The sequence below is a fragment of the Caloramator sp. E03 genome (genome assembly GCF_006016075.1).
Lineage (GTDB): Bacteria > Bacillota > Clostridia > Clostridiales > Caloramatoraceae > Caloramator_B.
On record NZ_CP040093.1, the window covers coordinates 1,233,700 to 1,259,393 of the forward strand.

The window sequence follows — 25,694 nt, forward strand, 5'->3', positions numbered from 1 at the left end:
GATAAAAAATTGACATGCTCCCTTTATGGTAAACAATTAAAATAATAAAGCTTTGGCCATAAGGAGGAGTATATTTTTTATTTTCATAAAAAGTAAAACTAAAACATTTCTAATTTTCTTTTAACCATTTGCAATAACTAAAATTTTTTTGATATATGGAACATTAAAAACAAATTTCTAATTTATTTCCATTTCACTTTCTACGTTGAAAGATAGTTTTTCTGTTAAATTGATATCATTATGCATAAAATAAGTAACAGGTCATGATTAAAAGTAGCCACAACGACGGCATGAAAAAGTTTGTGTTTTTTCAAAGGTAACAGAAGGGACGGTTACTTATTATATTAAATAATAGACATAATAACAGGAGGGACGGTTATTTATTATATTAAATAAACATACTATTTTATGGATGTCCCCATGGATGTCCCCCTGATTTTGCAGATATTGTGTATGAAATAAGTAACCGTCCCTCGTCTTGTATTAAATTGATATCATTATGCATAAAATAAGTAACCGTCCTTGAATTTGTTACAAAATTATATAAAATAAGTAACCGTCCCCAAATTTATCTGAATTTACAAAAAAATACTTGACTTGTGTTAGCTAGTCTGCAATTATATAAAAGGGTGCTGCTTATTGGTTAGGTTAAATCAATGTGCCATTTTACTTTTATCCCAAGTTGGAGGAAGGTTTATTGGGATAGTAAAAGTTTTACATAATAAGCAGCACCCGTTTTGGCTATTATTACTTATTCTCCAAGATACGCTTTTTTTACATCTTCATTTTGGAGTATCTCTTTGGCATCTCCTTCCAAGCTTATTGTCCCTGTTTCAAGAACATAAGCCCTATTTGCAATTGACAAGGCTATATGTGCATTTTGTTCAACAAGAAGTATAGTTCTTCCTTCTTTATTTATTTCTTTTATTATTTTAAATATTTCTTTTACAAGGAGTGGCGAAAGCCCCATAGATGGTTCATCTAAAAGTAACAGATCTGGATTTGACATAAGTGCTCTTCCAATTGCAAGCATCTGCTGTTCTCCACCTGATAGCGTACCTGCAATTTGATTTCTTCTTTCCTTTAGTCTTGGAAATAATTCGTAAACAAGTTCATAATCTTTTTTAACATTTTTATCTTTTCTCAAATATGCACCCATTTCAAGATTCTCCATTACTGTCATTGAAGGAAAAACTCTTCTACCTTCAGGGCATTGTATTAACCCCATAGATACTATTTTCGAAGGATTAAGGTTTGTAATAATTGTATCTTTATACATTATAGAACCAGAAGAAACAGGCTCTAAGCCAGAGATTGCTCTTAAAGTTGTTGTCTTACCAGCACCATTTGCACCAATTAAAGTTACAATCTCCTTTTTTTTAACTTCAAAGCTTATTCCTTTTATTGCATGAATAACTCCATAGTGCACATTTAAGTCCTTAACTTTCAGCATTATGATGCAACCTCCTCGCCTATATACGCTTCTATGACGCTTGGATTTTTCTTAATTTCCTCCGGCTTCCCTTCTGCTATAATCTGCCCATGGTCAAGAACAGTTATATTTTCACAAAGATTCATAACAAACTTCATATCATGCTCTATAAGAAGTATTGAAAGATTAAACCTTTCTTTAACAAATTTAACCGTATCAAGCAATTCCATAGTCTCCTGAGGATTCATCCCTGCCGCAGGCTCATCCAAAAGAAGAAGTTTAGGGCTTGTAGCTAAAGCCCTTGCTATTTCAAGCCTTCTTTGTTTGCCGTAGGGCAGATTTTTAGCTAAATTTTCAGCATACTTATCAAGTTTAAATATCTTCAAAAGTTCCATTGCTTTTTCAGTTATTTCATTTTCTTCTCTATTAAATGAAGGTAATCTTAAAACACTTGATATAATACCATTTTTTGCTTTAAAATTATATGCTATTTTAACATTATCAAGAACTGTTAACTCTTTAAAAAGCCTTATATTTTGAAAAGTCCTTGCTAAACCTATTTTAGTGATCTCATTTGGCAGTAGCCCAACTATATCTTTTCCTTGAACTTTTATTTTTCCAGCGGTTGGTCTATATACACCTGTGAGCATGTTAAAAACAGTTGTTTTCCCAGAACCATTTGGCCCAATAAGACCGTGTATTTCTCCTTCTTCAAGGGAAAGTTTAAACTCAGATACAGCTTTTAATCCTCCAAAGTAAATTGTTAAATCTTCAACTGTTAGCAATTTCATCTTTAACTTTCCCTCCCTTCATAAAAATTCTTGTTATCTTGTTATAAAGTCTAGATATAGATAAATCCCTGGAACCTAAAAGACCAGATGGTTTATATAACATTGTCAATATAAGAATTATTGGGAATATAATCATTCTATAGTCTTGCAGTTCCCTTAATAATTCCAATATAGTTGTAATTCCTGTAGCAGCTATTATCGATCCAAATAAATTCCCCATCCCTCCAATAACAACCATCATTACAATATCAATTGACTTTAAAAATCCAAAGGATTGAGGGTTAATATACATTAAAAAGTGTGCATAAAGCCCTCCTGCAATTCCTGCAAAAAAAGAAGCTATTACAAATGCAGTAAGTTTATATTTTGAAATATCAATTCCCATTGATTGAGCAGCAATTTCATCTTCACGAACTGCCTTTAATGCTCTTCCGTGTGTAGAGCGTATAATATTTACAATAACCAAAACAGTTATAATAGTTGCTATATAGGTTGCTGTAAAGGTAGTTTTTTTAGGTATAGCCATCAATCCTCTTGCTCCACCTACATAATCAATATTTACAAAAATAACTCTTATTATTTCACCGAAACCAAGTGTTGTAATACCAAGATAATCCCCTTTTAATCTTAATATTGGAAATCCTATAACAAGTCCTATAATTGCCGCTCCAATTCCACCAATTATTAATGCAATTGGAAATGGTAATCCTAATTTAATTGATATTATAGCAGACAAATATCCTCCAACTGACATAAACCCTGCATGACCAAGTGAAAACTGACCTGTTATTCCAAGAACAAGATTTAAGCTTACAGCAAGTATTATATTTATTCCAATAAAAATGATTATCTGAACATAATAATCATTTAATATTCCAAAATAAATAAGAAGTTGTATAATAGAATAAACAATTACTGATGCAACTAAAATTATTAGATACTTATATTTTTCGCTCAAATATATCACCTACACTTTCTCGCTAGACTTTTTACCAAGAAGTCCGGAAGGTCTAAAAAGAAGTATAATTATTAAAATGCTAAATGCTATGGCATCAGAAAATTTTGTTGATATAAATCCTTTTGTTAAAGATTCTGCAATACCCATTAACACTCCTCCAGCCATTGCACCAGGAATTACTCCTATTCCTCCAAGTACTGCTGCAGTAAAAGCTTTAAGTCCTGGCATGATTCCCATTAAAGGGTCTATCCTTTGATATAATACTCCAACTAATACTCCTCCTACTGCTGCAAGTGCTGATCCAATTCCAAAAGTATATGAAATTATCCTATCTATATCTATTCCCATTAGCCTTGCAGCATCCTTATCCTGGGACACAGCTCTCATTGCTTTCCCAACTTTAGTATTATGAACGATAAATGTAAGTAAGATCATAAGCCCAATAGATACACCAAGTGTCACAAGCTTTAGTGAATCGATTTCCAAATTTCCTATAGTAACCATTTTTGATGTTAAAAGGCCAGGAAAACTTTTTGGATTAGGCCCTATTATTATTCTTACAAGATTTTCAAGTAATAAGGATATACCTATTGCTGTGATTAGAGCAGTTATTTTGGGAGCTTTTCTTATCGGTCTATATGCTAATCTTTCAATTGTCATACCGAGCAAAGCACATACAACCATCGCAGCAAGCAATGTTGGTACAAAAGATAAATTAAACATATTTGCAGCATAATAAGCTGCAAAGGCTCCAATCATGTAGATATCTCCATGGGCAAAATTTATAAGCTGTACAATACCGTAAACCATAGTATAACCTAAAGCTATTAATGCATAGACACTTCCAAGGGCAATTCCATTAATTAATTGCTGCATAAATATCATAGAATATTTCCCCTTTCATTGTTTTTATACCAAAAGAAGGCTTAAGTTGCCTTCTTTTGGCTTAGGAAAACTTATGGATTTACCTTTCCAACAAATACTTGTTTCCCGTTTTCAATCTTTAGCATAACTGCTGGCTTTATTGGATTTCTATTTTCATCAAGTTTAATCTCACCAGTTACAGCTTTAAGATCTATTTTTTTCAATGCTTCAGCAATTTTTTCTCCATCTGTGCTTCCCGCTTTCTTTATTGCTTCAAACATCATATTAGCTGCATCATATCCTAATGCTGCAAGTGCATCTGGAACCTCATTATACTTAGCCTTATAATCATTTATAAATTTTACTACTTCAGGTGAAGTATCATCCTTGGAATAATGGTTACAGAAATATCCTCCTTCTACTGCTGTTCCTCCAATCTTCACTAAATCAGGTGAATCCCAGCCGTCACCTCCAAGGAATACAGACTTAAGTCCAAGCTGTCTTGCCTGTTTTGCAATAAGACCTACGTTCTGATAATAGTCCGTTAAAACAATTACGTCAGGAGGATTTTTCTTTATATTTGTAAGCTGAGCACTAAAATCGGTTTCTCCATTGTTATAACTTTCATAAGCTGTTACTTTACCACCAGATTTTTCAAATGCTGCCTTGAAATATTCTGCAAGACCTACAGTATAGTCATTTCCAACATCATACAATACAGCTGCTGTTTTAGCTTTTAAATTTTCTGTTGCAAATTTTGCTATAACTGTTCCTTGGAATGGATCTATAAAACATGCTCTAAAGGCATATTCATTACCTTTTTCTGATGTAAATTTGGGGTTTGTTGATGCTCCTGAAATCAATGGAATCTTATTTTGGGTTGCTACTGCTGCCATAGGTATTGATACCTTACTGGAAACAGAACCTATAACTCCTACAACCTTATCGTTATTTATCAGCCTTTGAAGAACCGCAACACCTTGCTCTGGTTTGTTCTCATCATCCTGAACAATCAATTTAATCTTCTTTCCGTTTATTCCTCCCGCACTGTTAACCTGTTCAACTGCAAGTTCAATACCATTCTTAGTTGATTTTCCAAAGGTAGATATGTCTCCAGTAATAGGAATTACTGCTCCTATTTTTATTTCATCTCCTTCCTTATCGCTGCTACTGGTTGTACCGCTATTGTTTGATGTCTGTTTAGTACCACAAGATGTTAATACAAAAGCAACAACTATTATAGATGTTAATAAAGATAGTAATTTCTTTTTCATATAAATTCCTCCTTTTTAAACTTATATAAATTTTAATTAAATACAATAAAATAACATATATGTAATAAATTTCTTAATATGATATAATAAAAAACTCAATGGAGGCATAAATTCCCTTATAACATGACCCTCCGTTGAGTCTTTTGTATTTAAGGTGCTAAACACACTATTGAATACATTTACATAGATATTTTTACATTCCAAATAAAAATACCTACGATATTCTATTTAGTTTTATAAAATAGCTAAAATAATTTATTTTACATATAATCTATCATAATTATTTTACATTTGCAAGTATTAAATTTTATAAATTCATTTTAATTATTTTTAATATCTTTTATGCATTAATTTTTCAAACAATATTTTTGCATTGTTTTTTAATATTATTCGTGTAGTAAACATCACATTCCCGTATAAATGATATATTTTAGTATTTTTATACAATATAATGGATATTTAAATTGATATATTTACCAGATTATTAATTTTAATTAATATGAATATTGAATTTTTAAATTTTTTTTATTTCATTTTTCATTAAAAATCAGGTGATAGTAAAACTATCACCTGATTTTTAATTTTCATTTATCGGATTTTTTCTTATTATTCCATCAGCAAAAGGAATAAATATTGATATTATAGTTGAAATAAAGAGTATATGAATATACCATGCTAATGGAATCACTTGAAAGGGAGATACTGCTCCTTTTGCAAAACTAAGGAGTATAAGCATTTGTGCACCATAAGGTATTATTCCCTGCATTATACACGAAAAAATATCCAATAGCGATGCAGTCCTTCTAGGATCTACTTTGAATTTACTGCTGACTTTTTTAGCTATTTCTCCATTTATTATAATTGCAACTGTATTATTTGCAACAGCAGCATCTGTTAAAGATACAAGGGCTGCTATTCCTATCTCAGCAGATTTTCTTCCCTTCATAAATTTTTGTATTTTAGTTAATAAGTACTGTATTCCTCCATCTTTTGAAATCATCTCCGCAAGGCCTCCAGTTAGCATAGATAATAAAAATATATCTATCATTCCCTTAAAACCTTCAAAAATCTGCTGGCATAATGTTAAAATTGTTAAATTTCCATAGTATAATCCTATAACCCCTGATAAAACAATTCCTGCTGTAAGAACAATAAAAACGTTTATTCCAGATATGGACATTACAAGCACGAATATATATGGTAATACTTTTATGATATTAAATTCATAAGTCTGCATATAAGGAAGAGTTTCTGGTCTTCCAAATATAAGAAGAAGGATAAATGTTATTATCGCAGCAGGAAGAGCAATTAAAAGATTTAATCTAAACTTATCCCTCATTTCACATCCTTGGGTTCTGGTAGCAGCTATTGTAGTATCTGATATTACTGATAGATTATCTCCAAACATAGCACCACCAAGCACTGATGCTAAAGTAAGCGGTAATGATAGCCCTGCCTTTTGAGCTAAACCTACTGCAATAGGCCCAACAGCGACTATAGAGCCAACAGAAGTTCCAGTTGATAAAGATATAAAACAAGTAATTATAAATAATCCTGCTACAATATAATTTGCTGGTATATAAGTTAAGCCAAGATTAACAGTTGAATCAACCCCTCCTATTGATTTTGATACAACTGCAAAGGCACCTGCTAATAAATATATTATACACATAATTATAATGTTAGGATTTCCACATCCTTTTATAAAAGTATCAAATTTTTCATCTATAGTTCCATTTAAAATGATAAATGCAAATATTATTCCAACAAAAGCTGCAACTGGTGCAGGAAGTTGATAAAATGCAAGCTCTACTCCTTTTTGCTGAAGGATTATACCACTACCTAAATAAATAAGAATAAAAATTATAAAAGGTATTAACGCCTTACCATTTGCTTTTGTAAAATCTTTTCCCATATTCTCTCCCCTTATGTTTTATCATATTTTACTTCATATATTGTAATATATCTATCAAATTTATTTTTATCATTATTTTCAATTATAAAATGCCGAATGAGTAAGGTTTAATTCTTCATAAGTACAAAGACCATTATCTAAAGCCTTTTGTCTTAAAGTTAAATAAAGCTCTGCATTTGTTGCATCCTCATAAGGCATAACAAATATAATTCCTATGATAAGTGCAAGCGTTCCAAGTAAATACCATCCTATGAATGATAAATCCAATACAAATATATCAAATTTTTCTCCCTTTGTCATATCGTTGCTAAGCTCTATTGCTCTCTTATATCCAATATTAGGATTGTCTGCAAGTATATAAGGTACCATTCTATAAGCATAAGATTTTACTATTCCAGGTATAATTAAAAGTAGCGTCCATAAAAATATTAAAACAGCCTTATATAGCATAGTCCCGACAATATTTAAGTATCCTTCTTTAAAAGCAAACCCTAAATAACTAAAATTAATATCTCCCTGTGCTGACTTTATAAAGTATTTTCTTCCTCCAACTTCAATAAGATATCCAACAAAAATCCTTAGTATAATAAAAATAATACTAATAAGTAAAACAACAGCAAAAATATTTGGATTATCTACTTCTATATTACCAAAAACCCTTCCTCCTCTTCCTCTATTTCCAGCACCAAATATAGCAATAATTACGCTAACCAATAATGCCTGCCAATAATTTAATTTTAATACATTTTTAGCTCTCTGTTTTATCTCTGCTCTTGTCCACATACTATTTCCCCCCTTTTATAAAATATATATGTTAAGAATATATCATAAATGTAAATTTAATTCAAAAAAAATTTTACAAGTTTAGTTATTATTTTTTACTTTGTAGGCAGTTAAAGCGTATTCTAAAATAAAATTTCATCTTATTGGTAAATGTATATTTTAGAAAAAACTATTGAAAATAAATTTAATAATGTTTATAATAATTTTAAACCCCCTCCCCAATAGGGGTAGGATTAAAGGAGGATTGTTATGAACGCTGAAAAAGAAAAAGCAATGCAACACCTTAAAACAGCTCGTGGGCAAATAGACGGGATATTAAAAATGATTGATGATGGTAGATATTGTGTTGATATTTCAAATCAAATAATAGCTGTACAGTCCCTTTTAAAAAAAGCTAACATGCTGATTTTAAAGCAGCATTTAAATCACTGTGTAAAAGCAGCATTCATAAGTAATTCTGGCGAAGAAAAAATTGATGAAGTAATGGACATACTTGAAAAACTAATTGGAAGGTAGGTGATTTTAATGGAAAAAACAATTAAAATAGGCGGGATGACATGTGCTGCCTGTGCAAAAGCAGTTGAACGATCAGTTAAAAAGCTTGACGGAGTTATAAAGGGTGAAGTAAATATGGCAACTGAAAAGCTTTTAGTTGAATATGACCCATCTAAAGTTAGAATCTCTATGATTAAGGATGCTATTAAAAAAGCAGGCTATATACCTCTTGATGATAATTTAACAGCTGAAAGTGATAAACAAAGAAAAGACATTGAAATAAAAAATCTATTTAAAAATCTTTTATTATCTGCTGTATTTACAATACCCCTTCTTTATATAGCAATGGGGCATATGTTTGGAATTATGCTTCCAAAAATTATAGACCATACTCATAATCCTTTAAATTTTGCTCTTATCCAGCTTATCCTTGTAATTCCAACAGTTTTTGCTGGAAAAAGATTTTATAAAGTAGGATTTAAAACTCTATTTAAAGGAAGTCCAAACATGGACTCTCTAATTGCAATTGGAACTTCAGCCTCTATATTATATGGCTTATTTGCAATATATAAAATTTACCATGGAGATATGGAATATACAAAAGATCTTTATTTTGAATCTGCAGCAACTATAATAACTCTCATTCTTCTTGGAAAATACCTTGAAGCAAAGACAAAGGGTAAAACATCTGAAACTATTAAAAAACTTATGATGCTTTCACCAAAAAATGCAAGAGTTATCCATCAGGATAAAGAAATTGAAATACCAATTGATGAAGTTGAAGTTGGAGATATTATAATTGTAAGGCCTGGTGAAAAAATACCTGTTGATGGTATTATTGTTGAAGGTACAACGACAATTGATGAATCTATGCTTACAGGCGAGAGTATACCTGTACTTAAAAAAGCTGGGGATGAGGTTATTGGTGCAAGTATAAATAAAAATGGAAGTATAAAATTTAAAGCAACAAAAGTTGGGGAGAATACTACTTTATCGCAAATTATAAAACTTGTTGAAGGTGCACAAGGTTCAAAGGCCCCAATTGCAAGACTTGCTGATGTAATTTCAGGATACTTTGTCCCAATAGTTATTTTAATTGCATTTATCTCAGGTATTTCCTGGTTTATTTCTGGAAGAGGAACCATATTCTCACTTACAATTTTTGTATCCGTCCTTGTAATTGCCTGTCCATGTGCCCTTGGTCTTGCAACTCCAACTGCAATAATGGTAGGCTCAGGAAAGGGAGCTGAATATGGAGTATTAATAAAATCAGGAAGTGCCCTTGAACTTACACATAAAATAAATACCATCGTATTTGATAAAACAGGAACTATTACTGAAGGAAAGCCAAAGGTTACAGATATATTTAGTTTTGGAATTGATGAAAACAAGCTTTTAATGTATGCCGCATCCTGTGAAAATGCATCAGAGCATCCTTTAGGTGAAGCAATTGTAAAAGAAGGTTCAAATAGAGGATTAGATCTTATTCCTGTTAAAGAATTTTTATCAATACCTGGACATGGAATAAAGGCAAGTGTCGATAGTCACAATATAGTTCTTGGCAATAAAAAACTTATGAAGGATATGGATATAGACATAAATGAAACAGAAAAAAAATTTGATGATTTAGCTACAGAAGGCAAAACCCCAATGTTCATTGCAATAGATGGAAAAATATCCGGAATAATTGCCGTTTCTGATGTTGTAAAGGAAAACAGCAAAAAAGCAATAAAAAAACTTCAGGACATGGGAATCGAAGTTGCAATGATAACTGGAGATAACAAAAAAACAGCAGAAGCTATTGCAAAACAAGTTGGAATTGACAGAGTTTTTGCCGAAGTACTACCTCAGGATAAAGCAATGGAGGTTAAAAAACTTCAGGATGAAGGCAAAAAAGTTGCCATGGTTGGAGATGGAATCAACGATGCCCCAGCCCTAGCACAATCTGATGTTGGAATTGCTATAGGATCTGGTACTGATGTTGCGATAGAATCAGCGGATATAATACTTATGAAAAGCGATATACTCGATGTTGTAACTTCAATACAGCTTAGCAGGGCAACAATTAAAAATATAAAGCAGAACCTTTTCTGGGCCTTTGGATATAACATACTTGGTATACCAATTGCTGCAGGAATTTTAACTCTATTTGGTGGGCCAAGATTAAATCCTATGATTGCAGCTGCAGCAATGAGTTTTAGCTCAGTTTCAGTTCTTTTAAATGCTTTGAGATTAAAGGGCTTTAAGCCTGAAATATAAATTATTTTAGATTGTGTTAAGTAAATATGAAAAAATAGCGTAGCTACACGTATAATTACACAAAATTACACAGTTTTTTTATGTAATCTAAATTAATAAAATTTGATAATACTGGATTTATCAAAAAAAGGCATGCCGAAGGCACCTACTTAAAACTTAAAATGTAGGTGTGTTAAGAATATATGGTTTATTTGAGAATTAAGCAGACAGAAGCCAGTTATTAATATTTTTTTCATCAACTAAAATACCAGCAACTTGTGCAGGAGTTAGATTGTTTAAAGAATAGTGAGGTCTTAAAAAATTATAATGGAAAATAAACATTGCTATTAGAGTGTTTGCACTTTCAAATGATTTAAAACCTCTTTTACGTTTATACCAGTCTTTAAATGTATCATTAAAAGCTTCTAGCAAGTTGTTGGATATATCATCTTTAAATGATTGAACTTTTATGTGTTTTGAAGAATTAAAAATAGTTTTAGTAGCAAGATTATATGAGCCTAATCTATCGGTCACAATAGCCGATGGACATCCAAACTTACTTGCAGATTTAAACAAGGAAAAAGCTTGAGAAGCATCTCTTGAAGGAGATAAATTAAAACCAAGAACCATTCTGGTTTCTGAATCTATAATTAACCAAATATAATGTTTTTTACCATTAATAAAAACGACAGTTTCGTCGGCATGCCATTCATCAGATGCACTTAAATCAAGATTTTCAGTAAGTTTATTAGCTATACTTAGAAAAATTGGAGCAAATTTTTTGCACCAAGATGCAATAGTTACATGAGAAACTTTGACATTGTAGGTTAGTTTAAAAAATTGAGATATTCTTCTTGTTGAAGAACCATTTAGATAATAGAGGTTAAGTGCAGTAAGAATTAAAAATAATGGAAATCTCATTCTTTTAAAATCTGTCTTTCCTTTAATTAATTCACAAGATGCAGAGGGTATATTAATAGGTTTTGCAACATAAATAGAATGACCACATTTTTTAGAGTTGCAAGTATAATGGGAATAGTACTCATAATCATGGTGCAAATAAGTACCACTACCACAAACAGGACAACGAGGATACCCTCTCAATACACGATTTTTCTTACCCTTATAATCTTCAAGAGTAAACTGACGTCTACAGTCTTTACATTGATATTTTTGATTACCTGCTTTGTCTTTCCCAAAGCGATAGAGATTTTGACTATGGCATCTTGGACATGAAATTTTATTCAATGACTTGCACATAATTTCATCTCTCCTTCGGAGGTATTTTGTTTTTCGCTATATATAAGATAACTCAAAGGAGAGATGAAATTCAAATATCATATAACTTAACAAAACTTTATTTTAGATAAGGAGGTTTATAATGAAAAAAATAAATATTAAAGGGATGTCATGTATGCACTGCGTGATGCACGTTAAAAATGCATTAAATGAAGTAAATGGAGTTAAGGCTGTTGATGTAAATCTAAAAGAAAACTATGCAACTGTTGAAGGTGAAAATATCAATGATAGCGATATAAAAAATGCAATTGAAGATGCTGGATATGAAGTTGTATCCATTGAAGAAGTTTAAAAAAGTATCCACCTTTTTGGTGGATACTTTTTTAAAGCACCTTTTTAACATCATACATAGAAGATAATACAAGCCAATTCTGTGGGAAAAATCTTCCTATTGTCCAATAGCTTACTCCTCCAAGCTTATATTCATTAACAAGAAGTAGTTTCGCTTCAATACTTCTTGCATCCTCAAACCAAACAACATGCTGTCTTCTTTGTGAGTCATAATAATTAAAAAATGGTGATTGAGACTTTGTATCATATTCTATCGCAGCCCTATTCCTTCTTGCAAGTTCAACTGCAGCTGTGTTTGAAACTGCTTGTGCTGCAGTATTTGGTCTATAAGGTAAAGTCCAGTCATATCCATAATTAGGAATACCCATCAATATTTTCTCTGAAGGTATCACTTCTACGGCATAATCAAGTACTCTCTTAACTTCATTTATTGGAGCAACTGCAAGAGGAGGCCCATAAGTATATCCCCATTCATAAGTCATAAGTATAACAAAATCAACAATTGACCCATGAGCAGCATAATCATGGGCTTCATATAAAAGCCCCTTTTGTTCCGCTGAGGTTTTTGGAGCAAGAGAAGTTAAAAGTATATATCCCAAAGGCTTTAATCTCTGCTTAATTTTATTTATGAAGCTATTATATTTTTCTCTGTCATCAGGGTAAATATATTCAATATCAAGGTTAAGTCCATAGTAATTCTTTTCCTTCATTGTTGATATTATATTATTAATAGCCCTTTCCTGAATTACATCATTAGTTAAGATACTTCGTGCAATATCACTATTAAATCCTTTTCCTTCCTCAATATTTGTAACAACCATTATTGGTGCCACATTATTAGCCCTTGCAAGCTGTATAATCTGGCTGTCATCTATTGTATTTAAAGAACCATCCATTTTTATTTCGTAACTGAATATGCTAAGGTAAGTAAGGTAAGGAAAAGTCTTTTTTAAAATATCGGTATTAGTAGCTGGAAATGCGTATCCATTTACATATATTGTTCCAAGCTTTTTAGTTCTGTCTGGAATGATAATAAACTGTCCCGGCTGAATTAATGATGGATTGGTGATAATTGGATTTGCAGAAAGTATATCATCTACACTAACCTTATAATCCTTTGCAATAGAGTAAATTGATTCACCAGGCATAACTCTGTGAACCCTCGTACCTTCTTTTATAACAAGAGTCTGACCAACAACAAGCTGATTAGGAAAAGTAAGTTCATTATCTGCAGCTATTTTTTCAGGGGAAACACGATAAAGCCTTCCAATTGTATAAAGACTTTCACCAGGTTTTACAACATGAATTATCAAAAACACCACACCTTAATAATACTCTATTCCAATATATGTATTATAAATAAAATATTTTACAAAAATAAAAAAAATATTCCCCAAATTATTGCAGTAATTAGGGGGAATATTTTTTTAAGCCTTATTTATATCTAATGCCTTTAAATTTTCAACTATTTCGTCTAAGCTATTTCCAATGCTTGCTTCTACAGCTGCAGCTATTGCACCTTCTACAACTGCACATTTTACAATCTTAATTTTATCTTTATCATTTAAATTCTCTATTGCCATCTCCGCATTCATTACGGCACTTCCTAAATCGAATAATATAATAACCCCATCTTTAGAATATACTTTTTCAATTGCATTTACTATTTTATTATAATCTGTTCCAATTTCCCCGTCAAAAGTTCCTCCTGCGCATTCAATTAAAGCATTAGGTGCCATCTGAAGTGCAACCTCTTTTATTCCTTCTGCAATCTTACTGCTATGGGATATAACAACTAAGCCAACCATTATATCATCCTCTTATTGCTTTTACTTCATCACATATTGTCTTTAATATTAAATAGCTTGAAACTGCACCTGGATCAAGATGGCCCTTACTTCTCTCCCCTAAATAACTTGCTCTTCCTTTTTTAGCAATCATATCTTTAGTATTCTCTTTACCTATAAATGCTGCATCCATCATTTTATCTAAACATTCAACACAGTCGAGTTTGTCATTGATAGAAGCTTTTAAAGCATATAATGCTGGCTCTAAAGTATCAACCATAGTCTTTTCCCCAATAGTTGCTTTACCTCTATCCTTAATACCCTTTAAAGCCTCCTCAAGAAGAAGTGTAAAATCATTTATGTCTATTTCATCTTTATTTATAGCTTTCATCCCAGCCTTCATAAAGGCTGTTCCATATAAGGGGCCTGATGCACCACCTACAGTTGATATTAAAGCCATACTTACTTTTTTCAGTATGTCTCCTATATTCTTGCTTTCATCACTTTCAAGCTTTTCTTTTACAACTTTAAATCCCTTACTCATATTAAGTCCATGATCTCCATCACCAATAGCAGCATCAAGATTTGTCAAATACATCTTATTTTCTTCAATAACATCAGCAATTTTGTATATTATATTTTTAACCTGCAAGTAATTAACAGTCATTAAAACTCCCCCTTATATAACCTTAAATGCAGGAGTATCAGCCTTTTCATCTAAAAGCTCTTTAAGTTCACTATCAAGGTTTAATACTGTTATTGAGAAGCCAGCCATTTCAAGTGATGTCATAAATTCCCCAACAAAAGTCTTATATACCTTTACACCCTTTGAAGTTAGCATATCATTTACCTTATTATTTACAATAAACAATTCCATAAGAGGAGTTCCTGACAACCCATTTATCATTACAGCAACTTCATTGCTACTATCTAAAGGCATATCGCTTAATATTTTATTCAGCATATGCTCAACTATTTCATCTGCAGACTTTATTTTTTCTCTATGAGTTCCAGGTTCCCCATGAATGCCCATACCTATTTCCATTTCATCCTCTGAAAGAGTGAAATTAGGCTTCCCAGCTGCTGGAACAATACATGGTGTAAGAGCCATTCCCATACTTCTTACATTGTTTATTGTCTTTTGTGCAACTCTTTTTACTTCTTCAAGAGTTGCCCCTCTTTGTGCCATAGCCCCTGCTATCTTATGTACAAATACAGTACCTGCAATACCTCTTCTTCCTGCAGTATATAGGCTGTTTTCAACGGCAACATCATCATTTACAACTACGCTTTCAACCTTTATTCCTTCCATTTCTGCCATTTCCTTTGCCATCTCAAAATTCATAATATCTCCAGTATAATTTTTTATAATAAGCAATACCCCTTCTCCTCCATCAACAGCCTTTATTGCTTCATAAACCTGATCTGGAGTCGGTGATGTAAATACAGCACCTAATACTGCAGCATCAAGCATACCATAACCAACATATCCTGCATGAGCAGGTTCGTGTCCACTCCCTCCCCCGCTTACTAATGCAACTTTTTTACATGGTGCATTTTTTCTAACCACAACATTACAATTATCAAGTTTTCTTAAATATTGCGGGTATGCCTTTTCTAATCCCTGAATCATATCTTCAACAACAAAATTAGGATTATTAATTATTTTTTTCATATTATTTCCTCCTTTTAAATTTATTTTCTATTTATAAAATCTGTAGCAATTACATTTACCCCAGTATCAAATATATTTTCAATCAATACCTGTCCAACATATAAAGGTGCACTAAATATATGTCTGTTGACTTCAGCAACAACATCAAACATAAAACTCTTTGATATCTCTTTATCAGTTTTTACAGGTACAACTTCCCTGTCGCCTCCTATAACTTTAGCAGTTGTTGTAACAATTCTCTTAGGATCCATTATTTCAGCTATTGCATAATCCTCTCCCTTTTTACATGTATTACCAGAAACCTTTATAATCCCATCATCTTTTAAAACTTCCATCTCACATCCTAAGGGACAATTAATACATATTATTTTTTTAATCATTTTTTATCTCCTCCAACGTAAACTCAATATCACCCTTATTAAGCTTTTCTAAGATGCTTCTTTTTACAACAACGCTTTCCATTTCCCCGGGGGTAACAATGGCTTTCCTTACTTTTGTTATTATCTGCCCGTTATTTTTTACAGTTAAATATACGTTTTTATATACATTATCAACTCTCATGAAAAAGTTTACGCTATCGTCAACATTTAAAGGATCTATTCTATGAGGCACAACATATCTTATCCCGTAAGTCCCCTTTGTCTTAAAGCTTTTATCATTAAAGCTTAGCTGTCCTTTTACAAATTTTGCAGCAGATCGTCCTGCAATTCTGCTTTCAAATGTCACATAATCTACAAGATCATGAACATGTACAACATTCCCACAGGCAAAAATACCTTCAACCATAGTTTGCATTGATTCGTCAACTATTGGTCCTGATGTTATATTATCAATTGGAATATTGGCTTCCCTTGTTAATTCATTTTCAGGGATTAATCCAACCGATAGCAAAAGAGTGTCGCATTCTACAAATCTTTCTGTTTCTTTTATAGGCTTTCTTTCAGAATCAACTTCAGCAATAGTAACACCTTCTAATCTTTTTCTTCCATGTATTCTTACAACAGTATGATTAAAATACAAAGGTATGTCAAAATCATGAAGACATTGGGCTATATTTCTTTTTAGCCCTGTTGAATATGGCATAAGTTCAAGAACCATTTTAACCTCTGCCCCTTCAAGAGTCATCCTCCTTGCCATTATGAGCCCAATATCTCCTGAACCTAAAACAACTACCTTTTTACCTACCATATATCCTTCCATGTTTATAAACCTTTGGGCTGCACCTGCTGTAAATATTCCCGATGGCCTATTACCAGGAATATTTAAAGCCCCTCTTGTTCTTTCCCTGCATCCCATGGTCAAAACTATTGCCTTTGATTTTATATTTATAATCCCATCATTAGGAGTTAGAGCAATTATATTCCTATCTTTATCTATTTTAATAACCATAGTGTCTAACATATAATCTATTTTGTAATTTTTAACTTCATCTATAAATCTATTTGCATATTCAGGACCTGTCAGCTGTTCTTTAAAAATATGAAGCCCAAATCCATTGTGTATACATTGCTGCAAAATTCCTCCAAGCCTTTTGTCTCTTTCAATAATAAGTACATCCTCAGCTCCATTCTTCTTAGCCTCAATAGCTGCTGCAAGCCCAGCAGGACCTCCTCCAATAACAACTACATCCCTTATCATTTTATCCCCCCTATTTAGTTCTTCCCGTTAGTATATAGCTACCTGGCCCATCTTTATTTATATTTTTTCTATCAATATTCAGTTCTCTTTCAAGTATCTCCATTACCCTTGGCATACAAAATCCTCCCTGGCATCTTCCCATTCCTGCTCTTACTCTTTTTTTCACACCATCAACACTTATTGCTCCAAGGGGCCTTCTTATAGCATTAACAATATCTCCTTCTGTTATATGTTCACACCTGCAAATTATTCTTCCATATAATGGGTTTTGCTCTAATGCCTTTTTCTTTTCTTCATCATTCATTTCAATAAACTTTTTAGTATTAGATCTATTTGCTTTAAAATATTTTTTCTTTCTTAATACAAGTCCCTGATCACAAAGCAAGCTCACAACCATCTCAGCAATTGCAGGTGCACTTGTAAGCCCTGGGGATTCAATTCCAGCAGCATTTACAGCTCCCCTTTGAGGAATATCAATTATAAAATCCCCCACATTAGTTTTTGATCTTATACCTGCAAAGCTTGTAATAACATATCTCATATCTATTCCATTAACGTTTTTTTGTGCACCATACAATATTTCATTAATCCCTTCAATATACGTTGATGTATCTTCTCTATCTTCCTGATATATGGCATTAGGACCTATAAATATATTCCCATGAACAGTAGGAGATACTAATATTCCCTTACCCTTCTCTGTAGGAGTTGGAAATATGGTTTTTTCAACAAGGTCTCCGATAATTTTATCAAACAAACAGTATTCTCCTCTTGTAGGTATCATAGAAAATATTCTCCCCGATAACATTTTACTAATCTTATCTGAATTAATACCTGCAGCATTTACAACATAATTAGCTTCAAAGATGCCCCTATTTGTTTCAACCATGAACTTATCTTTATCCTTATATATGTTAGAAACTTCACAATTAAATATAAATTCTACTCCGTTTTCACAGGCATTTTCACCAAGGGCAATTGCCATCTCAAAGGGGGAGACAATACCTGCCGTTGGGGCATAAAGAGCACATATTACATTATCCTTTATGTTAGGCTCCATAGATAAAATCTCATTTTTTTCTATAATCTTAAGGTTTGGGACTCCATTTGTAATACCTCTTTTATAGAGCACCTCAACTTCCTTTTGTTCTTCTTCATTGAATGCAACAACTAAAGATCCGTTATTTTTATAAGGAACATCAAGTTCTTTACAAAGCCCTTCATACATCTCACAGCCTCTAACATTGAGTTTTGCTTTTAATGTACCTTCATGGGCGTCATAGCCCGCATGAACTATACCGCTGTTTGCCTTTGTTGAGCCACAAGAAACGTCATAACCTTTTTCAACAACAGCAATATTAAGCTCATTTTTCGAAAGCTCCCTTGCTATTGCACATCCAACAATACCTGCACCTATTATTAAAACATCGTACATACATAATCCCCCTTAATAAAGAGCCATGCTCAAGGGTCTTAAGACCTATCAACATGGCTCTTTATAGATATAGTATTTAAAATACTATTCTTCTTTTTCCCATTCAAGGGCTCTCTTTACGGCCTTCTTCCATCCTTTAACAAGTTTTTGTCTTCTTGCTTCATCCATTACTGGTTCAAACTTCTTGTCTATTGCCCAGTTGTTTAATATATCTTCTTTGCTGCTCCAGTATCCTACTGCAAGACCAGCAAGATATGCAGCACCAAGAGCTGTTGTTTCAATTACCTTTGGCCTGTAAACGTCAACTCCAAGTATGTCGGATTGGAACTGCATAAGGAAGTTATTTGCAACAGCGCCACCATCAACTTTTAATGCTGTAAGCTGTATCTTTGAATCTTCTTGCATAGCATTTAATACATCCATAGTCTGATATGCTAAAGATTCAAGGGTTGCCCTTATAAGATGTTCTTTCTTTGCTCCTCTTGTAAGTCCTACTATAGTTCCTCTTGCATACATGTCCCAATATGGAGCACCCATTCCAACGAAAGCTGGAACTACATATACCCCGTTTGTATCTTCAACTGCAGTTGCAAATTTTTCACTGTCAGCAGCCTTTTCTATCAGCTTCAATTCATCCCTTAACCACTGAATAGCTGCACCTGCAATAAATATACTTCCTTCAAGTGCATACTCTACCTTACCGTTAACTCCCCATGCAATAGTAGTTAAAAGCCCATTATTAGAAACAACTGGAGTTGTACCTGTGTTCATAAGCATAAAGCAACCTGTACCATAAGTATTTTTTGCATTACCTTCAGCAAAACAGCCTTGTCCAAATAATGCTGCTTGCTGGTCTCCGGCATCTCCAGCTATTGGTATTTCTTCTCCTAATACATTCTTTGATGTGTATCCATATACACAGCTTGAGGGTTTTGCCTCTGGAAGCATTGATTCTGGAATATTTAATTCCTCCAAAATCTCTTTATCCCATTTAAGCTCACGGATATTAAAGAGCATTGTTCTTGAAGCATTTGAATAATCAGTTACATGAACTTTTCCACCAGTAAGATTCCATATAAGCCAAGTATCAATATTACCAAACAAAAGCTCTCCCTTTTCTGCCTTTTCCCTTGCCCCTTCAACATTATCAAGTATCCATTTTACCTTTGTGCCAGAGAAATATGCATCTATTACAAGACCAGTTTTATATCTTATTTTCTCTGCAAGACCCTTCTCTCTTAAGCTATCGCATATAGGAGCAGTTCTTCTGCACTGCCATACTATTGCATTATAAACAGGCTTTCCAGTATTTTTATCCCATACAACAGTAGTTTCTCTCTGATTTGTTATACCAATAGCAGCAATATCTTTCATTTCAAGGCCTGCTTTTTTAACTGCTTCTTTTGCTACTTCAAGTTGAGTATCCCATATTTCTAAAGGATTGTGTTCAACCCATCCTGCCTGTGGATAAATTTGAGTAAATTCCTTTTGGGCAACAGATACTATCTGCCCCTCATGGTTAAAAACTATAGCTCTTGAACTTGTTGTACCTTGATCTAAAGCTAATATAAACTTTGACATTTTACCCCTCCTTCATCAATTTTTATGGGTGCCCAATTAATGGGCACCAGTATATAATTTATAAGAAAAGTCCAGTGTATAAGAGTGCTCCTATTATTCCACCTATAATTGGGCCTACAACTGGTATCCAAGAATATCCCCAATCGGAATCTCTCTTTCCTGGAATAGGAAGAATTGCATGAGCAATACGTGGTCCAAGGTCTCTTGCAGGGTTGATTGCATAACCTGTTGGACCTCCAAGAGACAAACCTATTGACCAAACTAAGAATGCTACTGCTAATGTTCCTACACCATTTGTAAGTTTGTTTGCACCAATGAACATACATCCCATAACAAGCATCATTGTTCCAATAATTTCTGTTAAAAGGTTTGCAAAGGTATTTCTTACTGCTGGAGCTGTACAGAATACTCCAAGCTTGCCATCCTTGTTATCAGTTTCTTTCCAGTGTGGCAGATATGCAAGCCATACTAAAACTGCTCCAACAAAAGCACCAAGCATTTGAGCTATGATATAAGGAAATACATCAGCCCATGGGAAATTGCCAACAACTGCATTTGCTATTGTTACAGCAGGATTAAGATGCCCACCGCTAATGCTCCCAACTGCAAAAACTGCCATTCCAACAGCAAGTCCCCAGCCAGTAGTTATTACTATCCAGCCAGAGTTTTGTCCCTTTGATTTGTTTAAAACAACGTTGGCAACAACTCCATCACCAAGGAGAATAAGAATTGCTGTGCCAATAAACTCAGCTAAAAACTTAGACATTTAAAAACCCCCCTATTAAAATTTTTTATGGAACATGTCCACCATTCCGTTATATCTATATTTTCAATTTTCATAATTTATTCAAAAAAAATTAATTTTTTTATAACTAAATTCGATAAATTGATTTTAAAATAGACAAAAAAACACCTAACCTACTTGGTAGATTAGGTATCTTTAATATTTATTTTATATCTTTTAATAATGGTGTTAACTCTTTTTCATAGTATATATAAAGTCTATGAAGTGGTCTTGTCATTGAAACATATAAAAGTTTTATATCAAGTTCATTTTCTCCATATTTATCTCTATCTGCTGATACAATCATAGCTGCATCAAATTCAAGCCCCTTTGAAAAATACGATGGAACAATTACAATTCCAGCCCTATATTCCTTTTCCTTACCAGTTAAAAGTTGTATATCTTTGTGATATTTCTTTAGAAGAGTATTCATCTTTATACATTCATTAAGTGTTTTACATATAATAGCAATTGATTTAAAGCCTTCTTCCTTTAAATTATTTATTTTTTCTACTATATCCTTTGCTATATCTGCTATATTTTCTTTATTTATAATTTCAACCTTTTCTCCATGCCTTATGACAGGCTCCCCCAAGACTATATTATCATCCTTTATTTTCTTTATTACACTATTTGCAGCATCCATTATCTCAACTGTTGTTCTGTAGCTTTGCTTTAAATTCAGAATTTCACATCTTCCATCTTCAAAAACATATCTTTCGATATCCCTCCAACTTTTTATACCTCTATAGGAATGTATGCCCTGACAGAGGTCTCCAAGAATTGTAAGGGAGGTATCCTTTGCAATCTTTTTCAGAACATAGAACTGAAAAACGCTAAAATCCTGAGCCTCATCTACTACAATATGCTTTATATTTATTTTTTCATCAAGTCCATAAACACAGTACTTTATATACATAATTGGTGCAAGGTCTTCAACTTCAACAAATCCAGATTTTAAAATATTTATTGTATATTCTCTTACAAACTCTGCTGTATCACTATCCAAGCAATTTTCAATAAGACTAAAATAAAGCTCTTGATTCTCGAAAAAATCTTTATAATATTTTAAAGGCTCAATCCTTTGTATTGACTTAACATAATCATTAACAGCTTTTTTGCATATACTCTCAAGCTTTGATATAGCATCATTCTTGGAATCAATTATTTCAGAGAGAATTTTTCTTCTATCCTCACCATCTTCCATTTCAAGCTTAACTGCTGCAACTTTCCTGTCACACTCTAATTGGAAAGATGCCTTTATTGCTTCTTTCTTCTTTTTCAGCCTATTTGATAAGTGTTTTTTTATCTCAAGTATCCTTTTATGCATCGCAATATTTTTATATTCATTTAAGAAAAGGCTTTGTATCTCTTCATATTTATATATAACATAATTCCCAACTTTAAAATCTGCTTTTGGTAAGAATTCCTTTTCAATTTTCATTATTAACCTGTCGATTACATTTTTAAATTCAATTGATGCTTTAAACTCAGATTCTTTTCTAATAAAATTATTTAATTTTATCTCTTCATAAGTATTATTATTGTTAACAAACCTTATAAGCTTTTCATTTTCATCTTGTATTTTTAATTTTGAGCCTATCATCTCAACTGCAAAATCCAAAAATGTAGTCTGTTTTACCTTATCAACTCCAAGCTCTGGAAGAACTTCAGATATATAGTTTAGGAAAAATCTCGTAGGTGCAAGAATCATAAAGTTTTCAGGGTAAAAAGATTTTTCAAATGTATATATAAGATAAGCAATTCTATGAAGTGCTATAGTAGTTTTCCCACTTCCAGCAGCTCCTTGTACTATAATGGGTTTCCACATATCTGCCCTTATAACTTTGTTTTGTTCAACTTGTATTGTAGATACAATGTCCTTTAACCTATTATCTGCATTAGCTCCCAGATATGATTGTAAAAACTCATCGTTTGTAGTAATATCTATATCAAATATATTATTTAGTTTCCCATCTTCAATAGAAAACTGTCTTTTTAAAGATAGCTTTCCTTTTATTCTACCCTCAGGACAACTATAGGATGCATCTCCAATTCTCTCTTCATAATAAAGATTTGAAATAGGAGCACGCCAGTCTACTATAATGAGTTTTTGATCTTCCTCCCTCATTAAAGACATCTTCCCAATATAAATTTTTTCTTTTTCACTAGCTCCCTCTTCTTTAAAATCAATTCTTGCAAAATAAGGCTTTTTTCTTGCCGCTATCAAATTTTTAAGTTTTATCTGTATCCTATCATGAAACATAGTATTTATCATTAAATCTATATATCCTTGGCTGCTATCACCATGTAGCCCTTTTTTGCTTTTTGAAACTTCGACATCAAGTCTGTCTTTCTCTTTTATTGCATTTTCAAGACTTTTTTCAACATACCCTAAAGTAAATTCAAGCCTGTTTAATTCTTCATTATAATCAGGATGATCTTTCGATGACATAATAAAACCTCCCTAAAAAATTTTAGGCGAACTTATTGATTATAGCCTAAAATTTAAGGAGTGTAAATATATAGGTGCCAGGTACCGGAGAATGGAGAAAAGTTATTATTGATATTAAGCATAGGTAAGCACCGCAAAAAACTAATATGGGTTTTGACAAGGCTATAAACGCGGTGCAAAAATATTAGAGCCAGCAGGGATATGTTATGTTGTAAATAAAATTAATATTAAATCAAGGAAAAATAATATATAATATCGGATAATTTGATAAGGTTTTACGATGCTATAAAAAGGCTTCTTTAATAAGTAAGTCTTTAAATAAAAAACGTAAAGTAAAAATCAATTGAAGTAAAATCCGTTTGACAGCAAATTATAAATCTGGTTATAATTAAATTAAAAGTTAATATAATCACTGGGGGAGATGGAAAAGGCCATCTGAGAGTAAGGTCCTATAAAACCTTTGACCCTTTGAACCTGATCTGGTTAATGCCAGCGTAGGAAAGTGTGGGGATTATTTGCACTACTCTATTTTAGCTGGGTAGTGCTTTTTTATTTAACACTATCCTGCAATGGATAGTGTATTATTTTGTGAACTACCCCCAACTCTACGAAGTCACCACTTGTATCGCTGATTATGTTAAATAAAAAGGAGAGGATGCCACAAAACAATTAAAATAACTTTAAAATAGAAATAAAAGATAATGGAGGTTTATAATATGAATAAAACACAGCTTGAATATGCAAAAGAAAAAATATTTACTCAGGAGATGGGAAAGGCATTTTTGCATGAAGAAATAAATAAAGATGAGTTTTTAGATAATATTTCAAATGGAAAAATAGTTATTCCAGCAAACAAAAACAGAAAACGTGAAAAATACTATGCAATAGGTAAAGGATGCCTTGTTAAGATAAATGTAAATATAGGTGTTTCAAGCGAATGTGGAAACTTTGATGAAGAAATAAAAAAGCTTGAGCTCTGCAGGGAATTTAATGTTGAATCGGTTATGGATCTTTCAAGTGGGAAGAATTCAAAAGAGTTTAGAAAAATGCTTTTAAAAAATTATGATTTTATAGTAGGTACAGTTCCTGTGTATGATACTGCAATTTTACATGATGATTTTACAAAGGTTGATGTAAAGCAAATACTTGAGCTTATTGAAATGCAGGCAGAAGAGGGCGTTGACTTTTTTACCCTTCATGCAGGAATAAACAGAAAAGCAATTGAAAGGTTTAAGAATAATAATAGGATTATGAAGATTGTATCCCGCGGCGGAGGGATGATATATAACTGGATGATGAAAAACGATAGGGAGAATCCTTTTTATGAATACTATGATGAAATATTAAAAATATGTAAAAAACATGATGTTACTCTAAGCCTTGGGGACTCCCTAAGACCTGGATGTGTTTTCGATTCTACTGATGCCCTTCAAATCGAAGAGCTAATAAACTTAGGAGAACTCACCAAAAGGGCATGGGATGAGGGAGTACAGGTAATGATAGAAGGCCCTGGGCACATGAGGGCAAATGAAATTGCAGCAAATATGGTTCTTGAAAAGAAACTCTGCAAAGATGCTCCTTTCTATGTTTTAGGACCTTTAACAACTGATATAGGAGCAGGATATGACCACATATCAGGTGCAATGGGAGCATTAATTGCAGCGTTAAACGGAGCTGATTTCCTTTGCTATTTAACTCCTGCAGAGCACCTTCGCCTTCCAAGCATTAATGATGTTAAAGAAGGAATAATAGCATTTAAACTTGCTGCTCATTCTGCAAATATTGCAAAAGGGTTTAAAAAACCTCTTGAAAGAGATTATAAAATGAGTACTGCAAGGAAAAACATGGATTGGGAAGAAATGTTCAAATGGGGCATAGATGAAAAGAAAATGAGAGAATACAAAAAGGATGATAATAAATACTGCACTATGTGCGGAAAACTTTGCCCTGTCAAAAATGTAAAATAAATTGGTGCCTTTTAAATTGGTGCCAGGCACCG

At 32.6% G+C, this 25,694-nt stretch carries 22 protein-coding genes and 1 riboswitch; of the genes, 4 read left to right on the forward strand and 18 right to left on the reverse strand.

All coding sequences use genetic code 11. The annotated features are described in order from the left end of the window. Positions 1 to 751 precede the first annotated feature (751 nt). From FDN13_RS06155 to FDN13_RS06185, 7 genes are all read right to left on the reverse strand, one after another. Positions 752 to 1,453 carry an ABC transporter ATP-binding protein gene (locus FDN13_RS06155; protein ID WP_138979399.1) on the reverse strand — a complete coding sequence of 234 codons (702 nt, stop codon included), beginning with the start codon at positions 1,451 to 1,453 and terminating at the stop codon, positions 752 to 754. Continuing rightward, positions 1,453 to 2,223, reverse strand: a complete 771-nt coding sequence (locus tag FDN13_RS06160) for an ABC transporter ATP-binding protein (RefSeq protein ID WP_138979400.1) — start codon at positions 2,221 to 2,223, stop codon at positions 1,453 to 1,455. Before FDN13_RS06160 ends, FDN13_RS06155 begins: the two co-directional genes overlap by 1 nt. Then, the gene (locus FDN13_RS06165) at positions 2,204 to 3,181 is read right to left on the reverse strand and encodes a branched-chain amino acid ABC transporter permease (RefSeq protein ID WP_138979401.1); all 978 of its coding nucleotides are present in this window, start codon (positions 3,179 to 3,181) and stop codon (positions 2,204 to 2,206) included. Before FDN13_RS06165 ends, FDN13_RS06160 begins: the two co-directional genes overlap by 20 nt. A 9-nt stretch (positions 3,182 to 3,190) precedes the next feature. Next, positions 3,191 to 4,066: a branched-chain amino acid ABC transporter permease gene (locus FDN13_RS06170; RefSeq protein WP_138979402.1), complete on the reverse strand. Its 876-nt coding sequence runs from the start codon at positions 4,064 to 4,066 to the stop codon at positions 3,191 to 3,193. Between the two features lie 71 nt (positions 4,067 to 4,137). Then, positions 4,138 to 5,319, reverse strand: a complete 1,182-nt coding sequence (locus FDN13_RS06175) for an ABC transporter substrate-binding protein (RefSeq protein ID WP_138979403.1) — start codon at positions 5,317 to 5,319, stop codon at positions 4,138 to 4,140. Between the two features lie 577 nt (positions 5,320 to 5,896). Continuing rightward, positions 5,897 to 7,234, reverse strand: coding sequence for a Na+/H+ antiporter NhaC family protein (locus tag FDN13_RS06180; RefSeq protein ID WP_138979404.1), 1,338 nt, complete (start codon positions 7,232 to 7,234; stop codon positions 5,897 to 5,899). Positions 7,235 to 7,312: 78 nt separating this feature from the next. Continuing rightward, on the reverse strand, positions 7,313 to 8,017 hold the full coding sequence (locus FDN13_RS06185; protein ID WP_138979405.1) for a DUF975 family protein: 705 nt from the start codon (positions 8,015 to 8,017) through the stop codon (positions 7,313 to 7,315). 249 nt (positions 8,018 to 8,266) lie between these two features. Here FDN13_RS06185 and FDN13_RS06190 point away from each other — a divergent pair, with 249 nt between their 5' ends. Together FDN13_RS06190 and FDN13_RS06195 are read left to right on the forward strand one after the other, a co-directional pair. Continuing rightward, positions 8,267 to 8,533 (forward strand): metal-sensing transcriptional repressor, encoded by a 267-nt coding sequence (locus FDN13_RS06190; RefSeq protein ID WP_138979406.1) that lies wholly within the window; start codon positions 8,267 to 8,269, stop codon positions 8,531 to 8,533. Positions 8,534 to 8,542: 9 nt separating this feature from the next. Beyond that, on the forward strand, positions 8,543 to 10,771 hold the full coding sequence (locus tag FDN13_RS06195) for a heavy metal translocating P-type ATPase (RefSeq protein ID WP_138979407.1): 2,229 nt from the start codon (positions 8,543 to 8,545) through the stop codon (positions 10,769 to 10,771). Between the two features lie 198 nt (positions 10,772 to 10,969). On the opposite strand, the gene FDN13_RS06200 is transcribed toward FDN13_RS06195, so the two are convergent. Continuing rightward, positions 10,970 to 12,010 (reverse strand): IS6 family transposase, encoded by a 1,041-nt coding sequence (locus FDN13_RS06200; RefSeq protein ID WP_138979408.1) that lies wholly within the window; start codon positions 12,008 to 12,010, stop codon positions 10,970 to 10,972. 121 nt (positions 12,011 to 12,131) lie between these two features. On the opposite strand from FDN13_RS06200, the gene FDN13_RS06205 reads away from it, so the two are divergent. Continuing rightward, positions 12,132 to 12,341, forward strand: coding sequence for a heavy-metal-associated domain-containing protein (locus FDN13_RS06205; RefSeq protein WP_207670914.1), 210 nt, complete (start codon positions 12,132 to 12,134; stop codon positions 12,339 to 12,341). Positions 12,342 to 12,372: 31 nt separating this feature from the next. Here FDN13_RS06205 and FDN13_RS06210 read toward each other — a convergent pair whose 3' ends face one another. From FDN13_RS06210 to helD, 10 genes are all read right to left on the reverse strand, one after another. Then, positions 12,373 to 13,653, reverse strand: a complete 1,281-nt coding sequence (locus FDN13_RS06210; protein WP_138979410.1) for a glycosyl hydrolase family 18 protein — start codon at positions 13,651 to 13,653, stop codon at positions 12,373 to 12,375. Between the two features lie 114 nt (positions 13,654 to 13,767). Then, entirely contained in the window at positions 13,768 to 14,148 is a 381-nt protein-coding gene (gene dhaM / locus FDN13_RS06215) for a dihydroxyacetone kinase phosphoryl donor subunit DhaM (RefSeq protein ID WP_138979411.1), read from the reverse strand. A 4-nt stretch (positions 14,149 to 14,152) separates the two neighbouring features. After that, positions 14,153 to 14,794, reverse strand: a complete 642-nt coding sequence (dhaL, locus tag FDN13_RS06220; protein ID WP_138979412.1) for a dihydroxyacetone kinase subunit DhaL — start codon at positions 14,792 to 14,794, stop codon at positions 14,153 to 14,155. Positions 14,795 to 14,806: 12 nt separating this feature from the next. Then, positions 14,807 to 15,802 (reverse strand): dihydroxyacetone kinase subunit DhaK, encoded by a 996-nt coding sequence (gene dhaK, locus FDN13_RS06225; protein ID WP_138979413.1) that lies wholly within the window; start codon positions 15,800 to 15,802, stop codon positions 14,807 to 14,809. Positions 15,803 to 15,822: 20 nt separating this feature from the next. Then, entirely contained in the window at positions 15,823 to 16,182 is a 360-nt protein-coding gene (locus FDN13_RS06230) for a DUF1667 domain-containing protein (RefSeq protein WP_138979414.1), read from the reverse strand. After that, positions 16,175 to 17,440: an NAD(P)/FAD-dependent oxidoreductase gene (locus tag FDN13_RS06235; protein WP_138979415.1), complete on the reverse strand. Its 1,266-nt coding sequence runs from the start codon at positions 17,438 to 17,440 to the stop codon at positions 16,175 to 16,177. Before FDN13_RS06235 ends, FDN13_RS06230 begins: the two co-directional genes overlap by 8 nt. A gap of 10 nt (positions 17,441 to 17,450) precedes the next feature. Beyond that, positions 17,451 to 18,875 carry an NAD(P)/FAD-dependent oxidoreductase gene (locus tag FDN13_RS06240; protein WP_138979416.1) on the reverse strand — a complete coding sequence of 475 codons (1,425 nt, stop codon included), beginning with the start codon at positions 18,873 to 18,875 and terminating at the stop codon, positions 17,451 to 17,453. A gap of 84 nt (positions 18,876 to 18,959) precedes the next feature. Further along, the gene (glpK, locus tag FDN13_RS06245) at positions 18,960 to 20,456 is read right to left on the reverse strand and encodes a glycerol kinase GlpK (protein ID WP_138979417.1); all 1,497 of its coding nucleotides are present in this window, start codon (positions 20,454 to 20,456) and stop codon (positions 18,960 to 18,962) included. 58 nt (positions 20,457 to 20,514) lie between these two features. Then, positions 20,515 to 21,222: an MIP/aquaporin family protein gene (locus FDN13_RS06250; protein WP_138979418.1), complete on the reverse strand. Its 708-nt coding sequence runs from the start codon at positions 21,220 to 21,222 to the stop codon at positions 20,515 to 20,517. A gap of 181 nt (positions 21,223 to 21,403) precedes the next feature. Further along, positions 21,404 to 23,695 (reverse strand): RNA polymerase recycling motor HelD, encoded by a 2,292-nt coding sequence (gene helD / locus FDN13_RS06255; protein WP_138979419.1) that lies wholly within the window; start codon positions 23,693 to 23,695, stop codon positions 21,404 to 21,406. Between the two features lie 404 nt (positions 23,696 to 24,099). Beyond that, a riboswitch (TPP riboswitch) is annotated at positions 24,100 to 24,213 on the forward strand. Between the two features lie 198 nt (positions 24,214 to 24,411). Here helD and thiC point away from each other — a divergent pair. Further along, positions 24,412 to 25,662 carry a phosphomethylpyrimidine synthase ThiC gene (gene thiC / locus FDN13_RS06260; RefSeq protein WP_138979420.1) on the forward strand — a complete coding sequence of 417 codons (1,251 nt, stop codon included), beginning with the start codon at positions 24,412 to 24,414 and terminating at the stop codon, positions 25,660 to 25,662. The last annotated feature ends 32 nt before the right edge of the window (positions 25,663 to 25,694 follow it).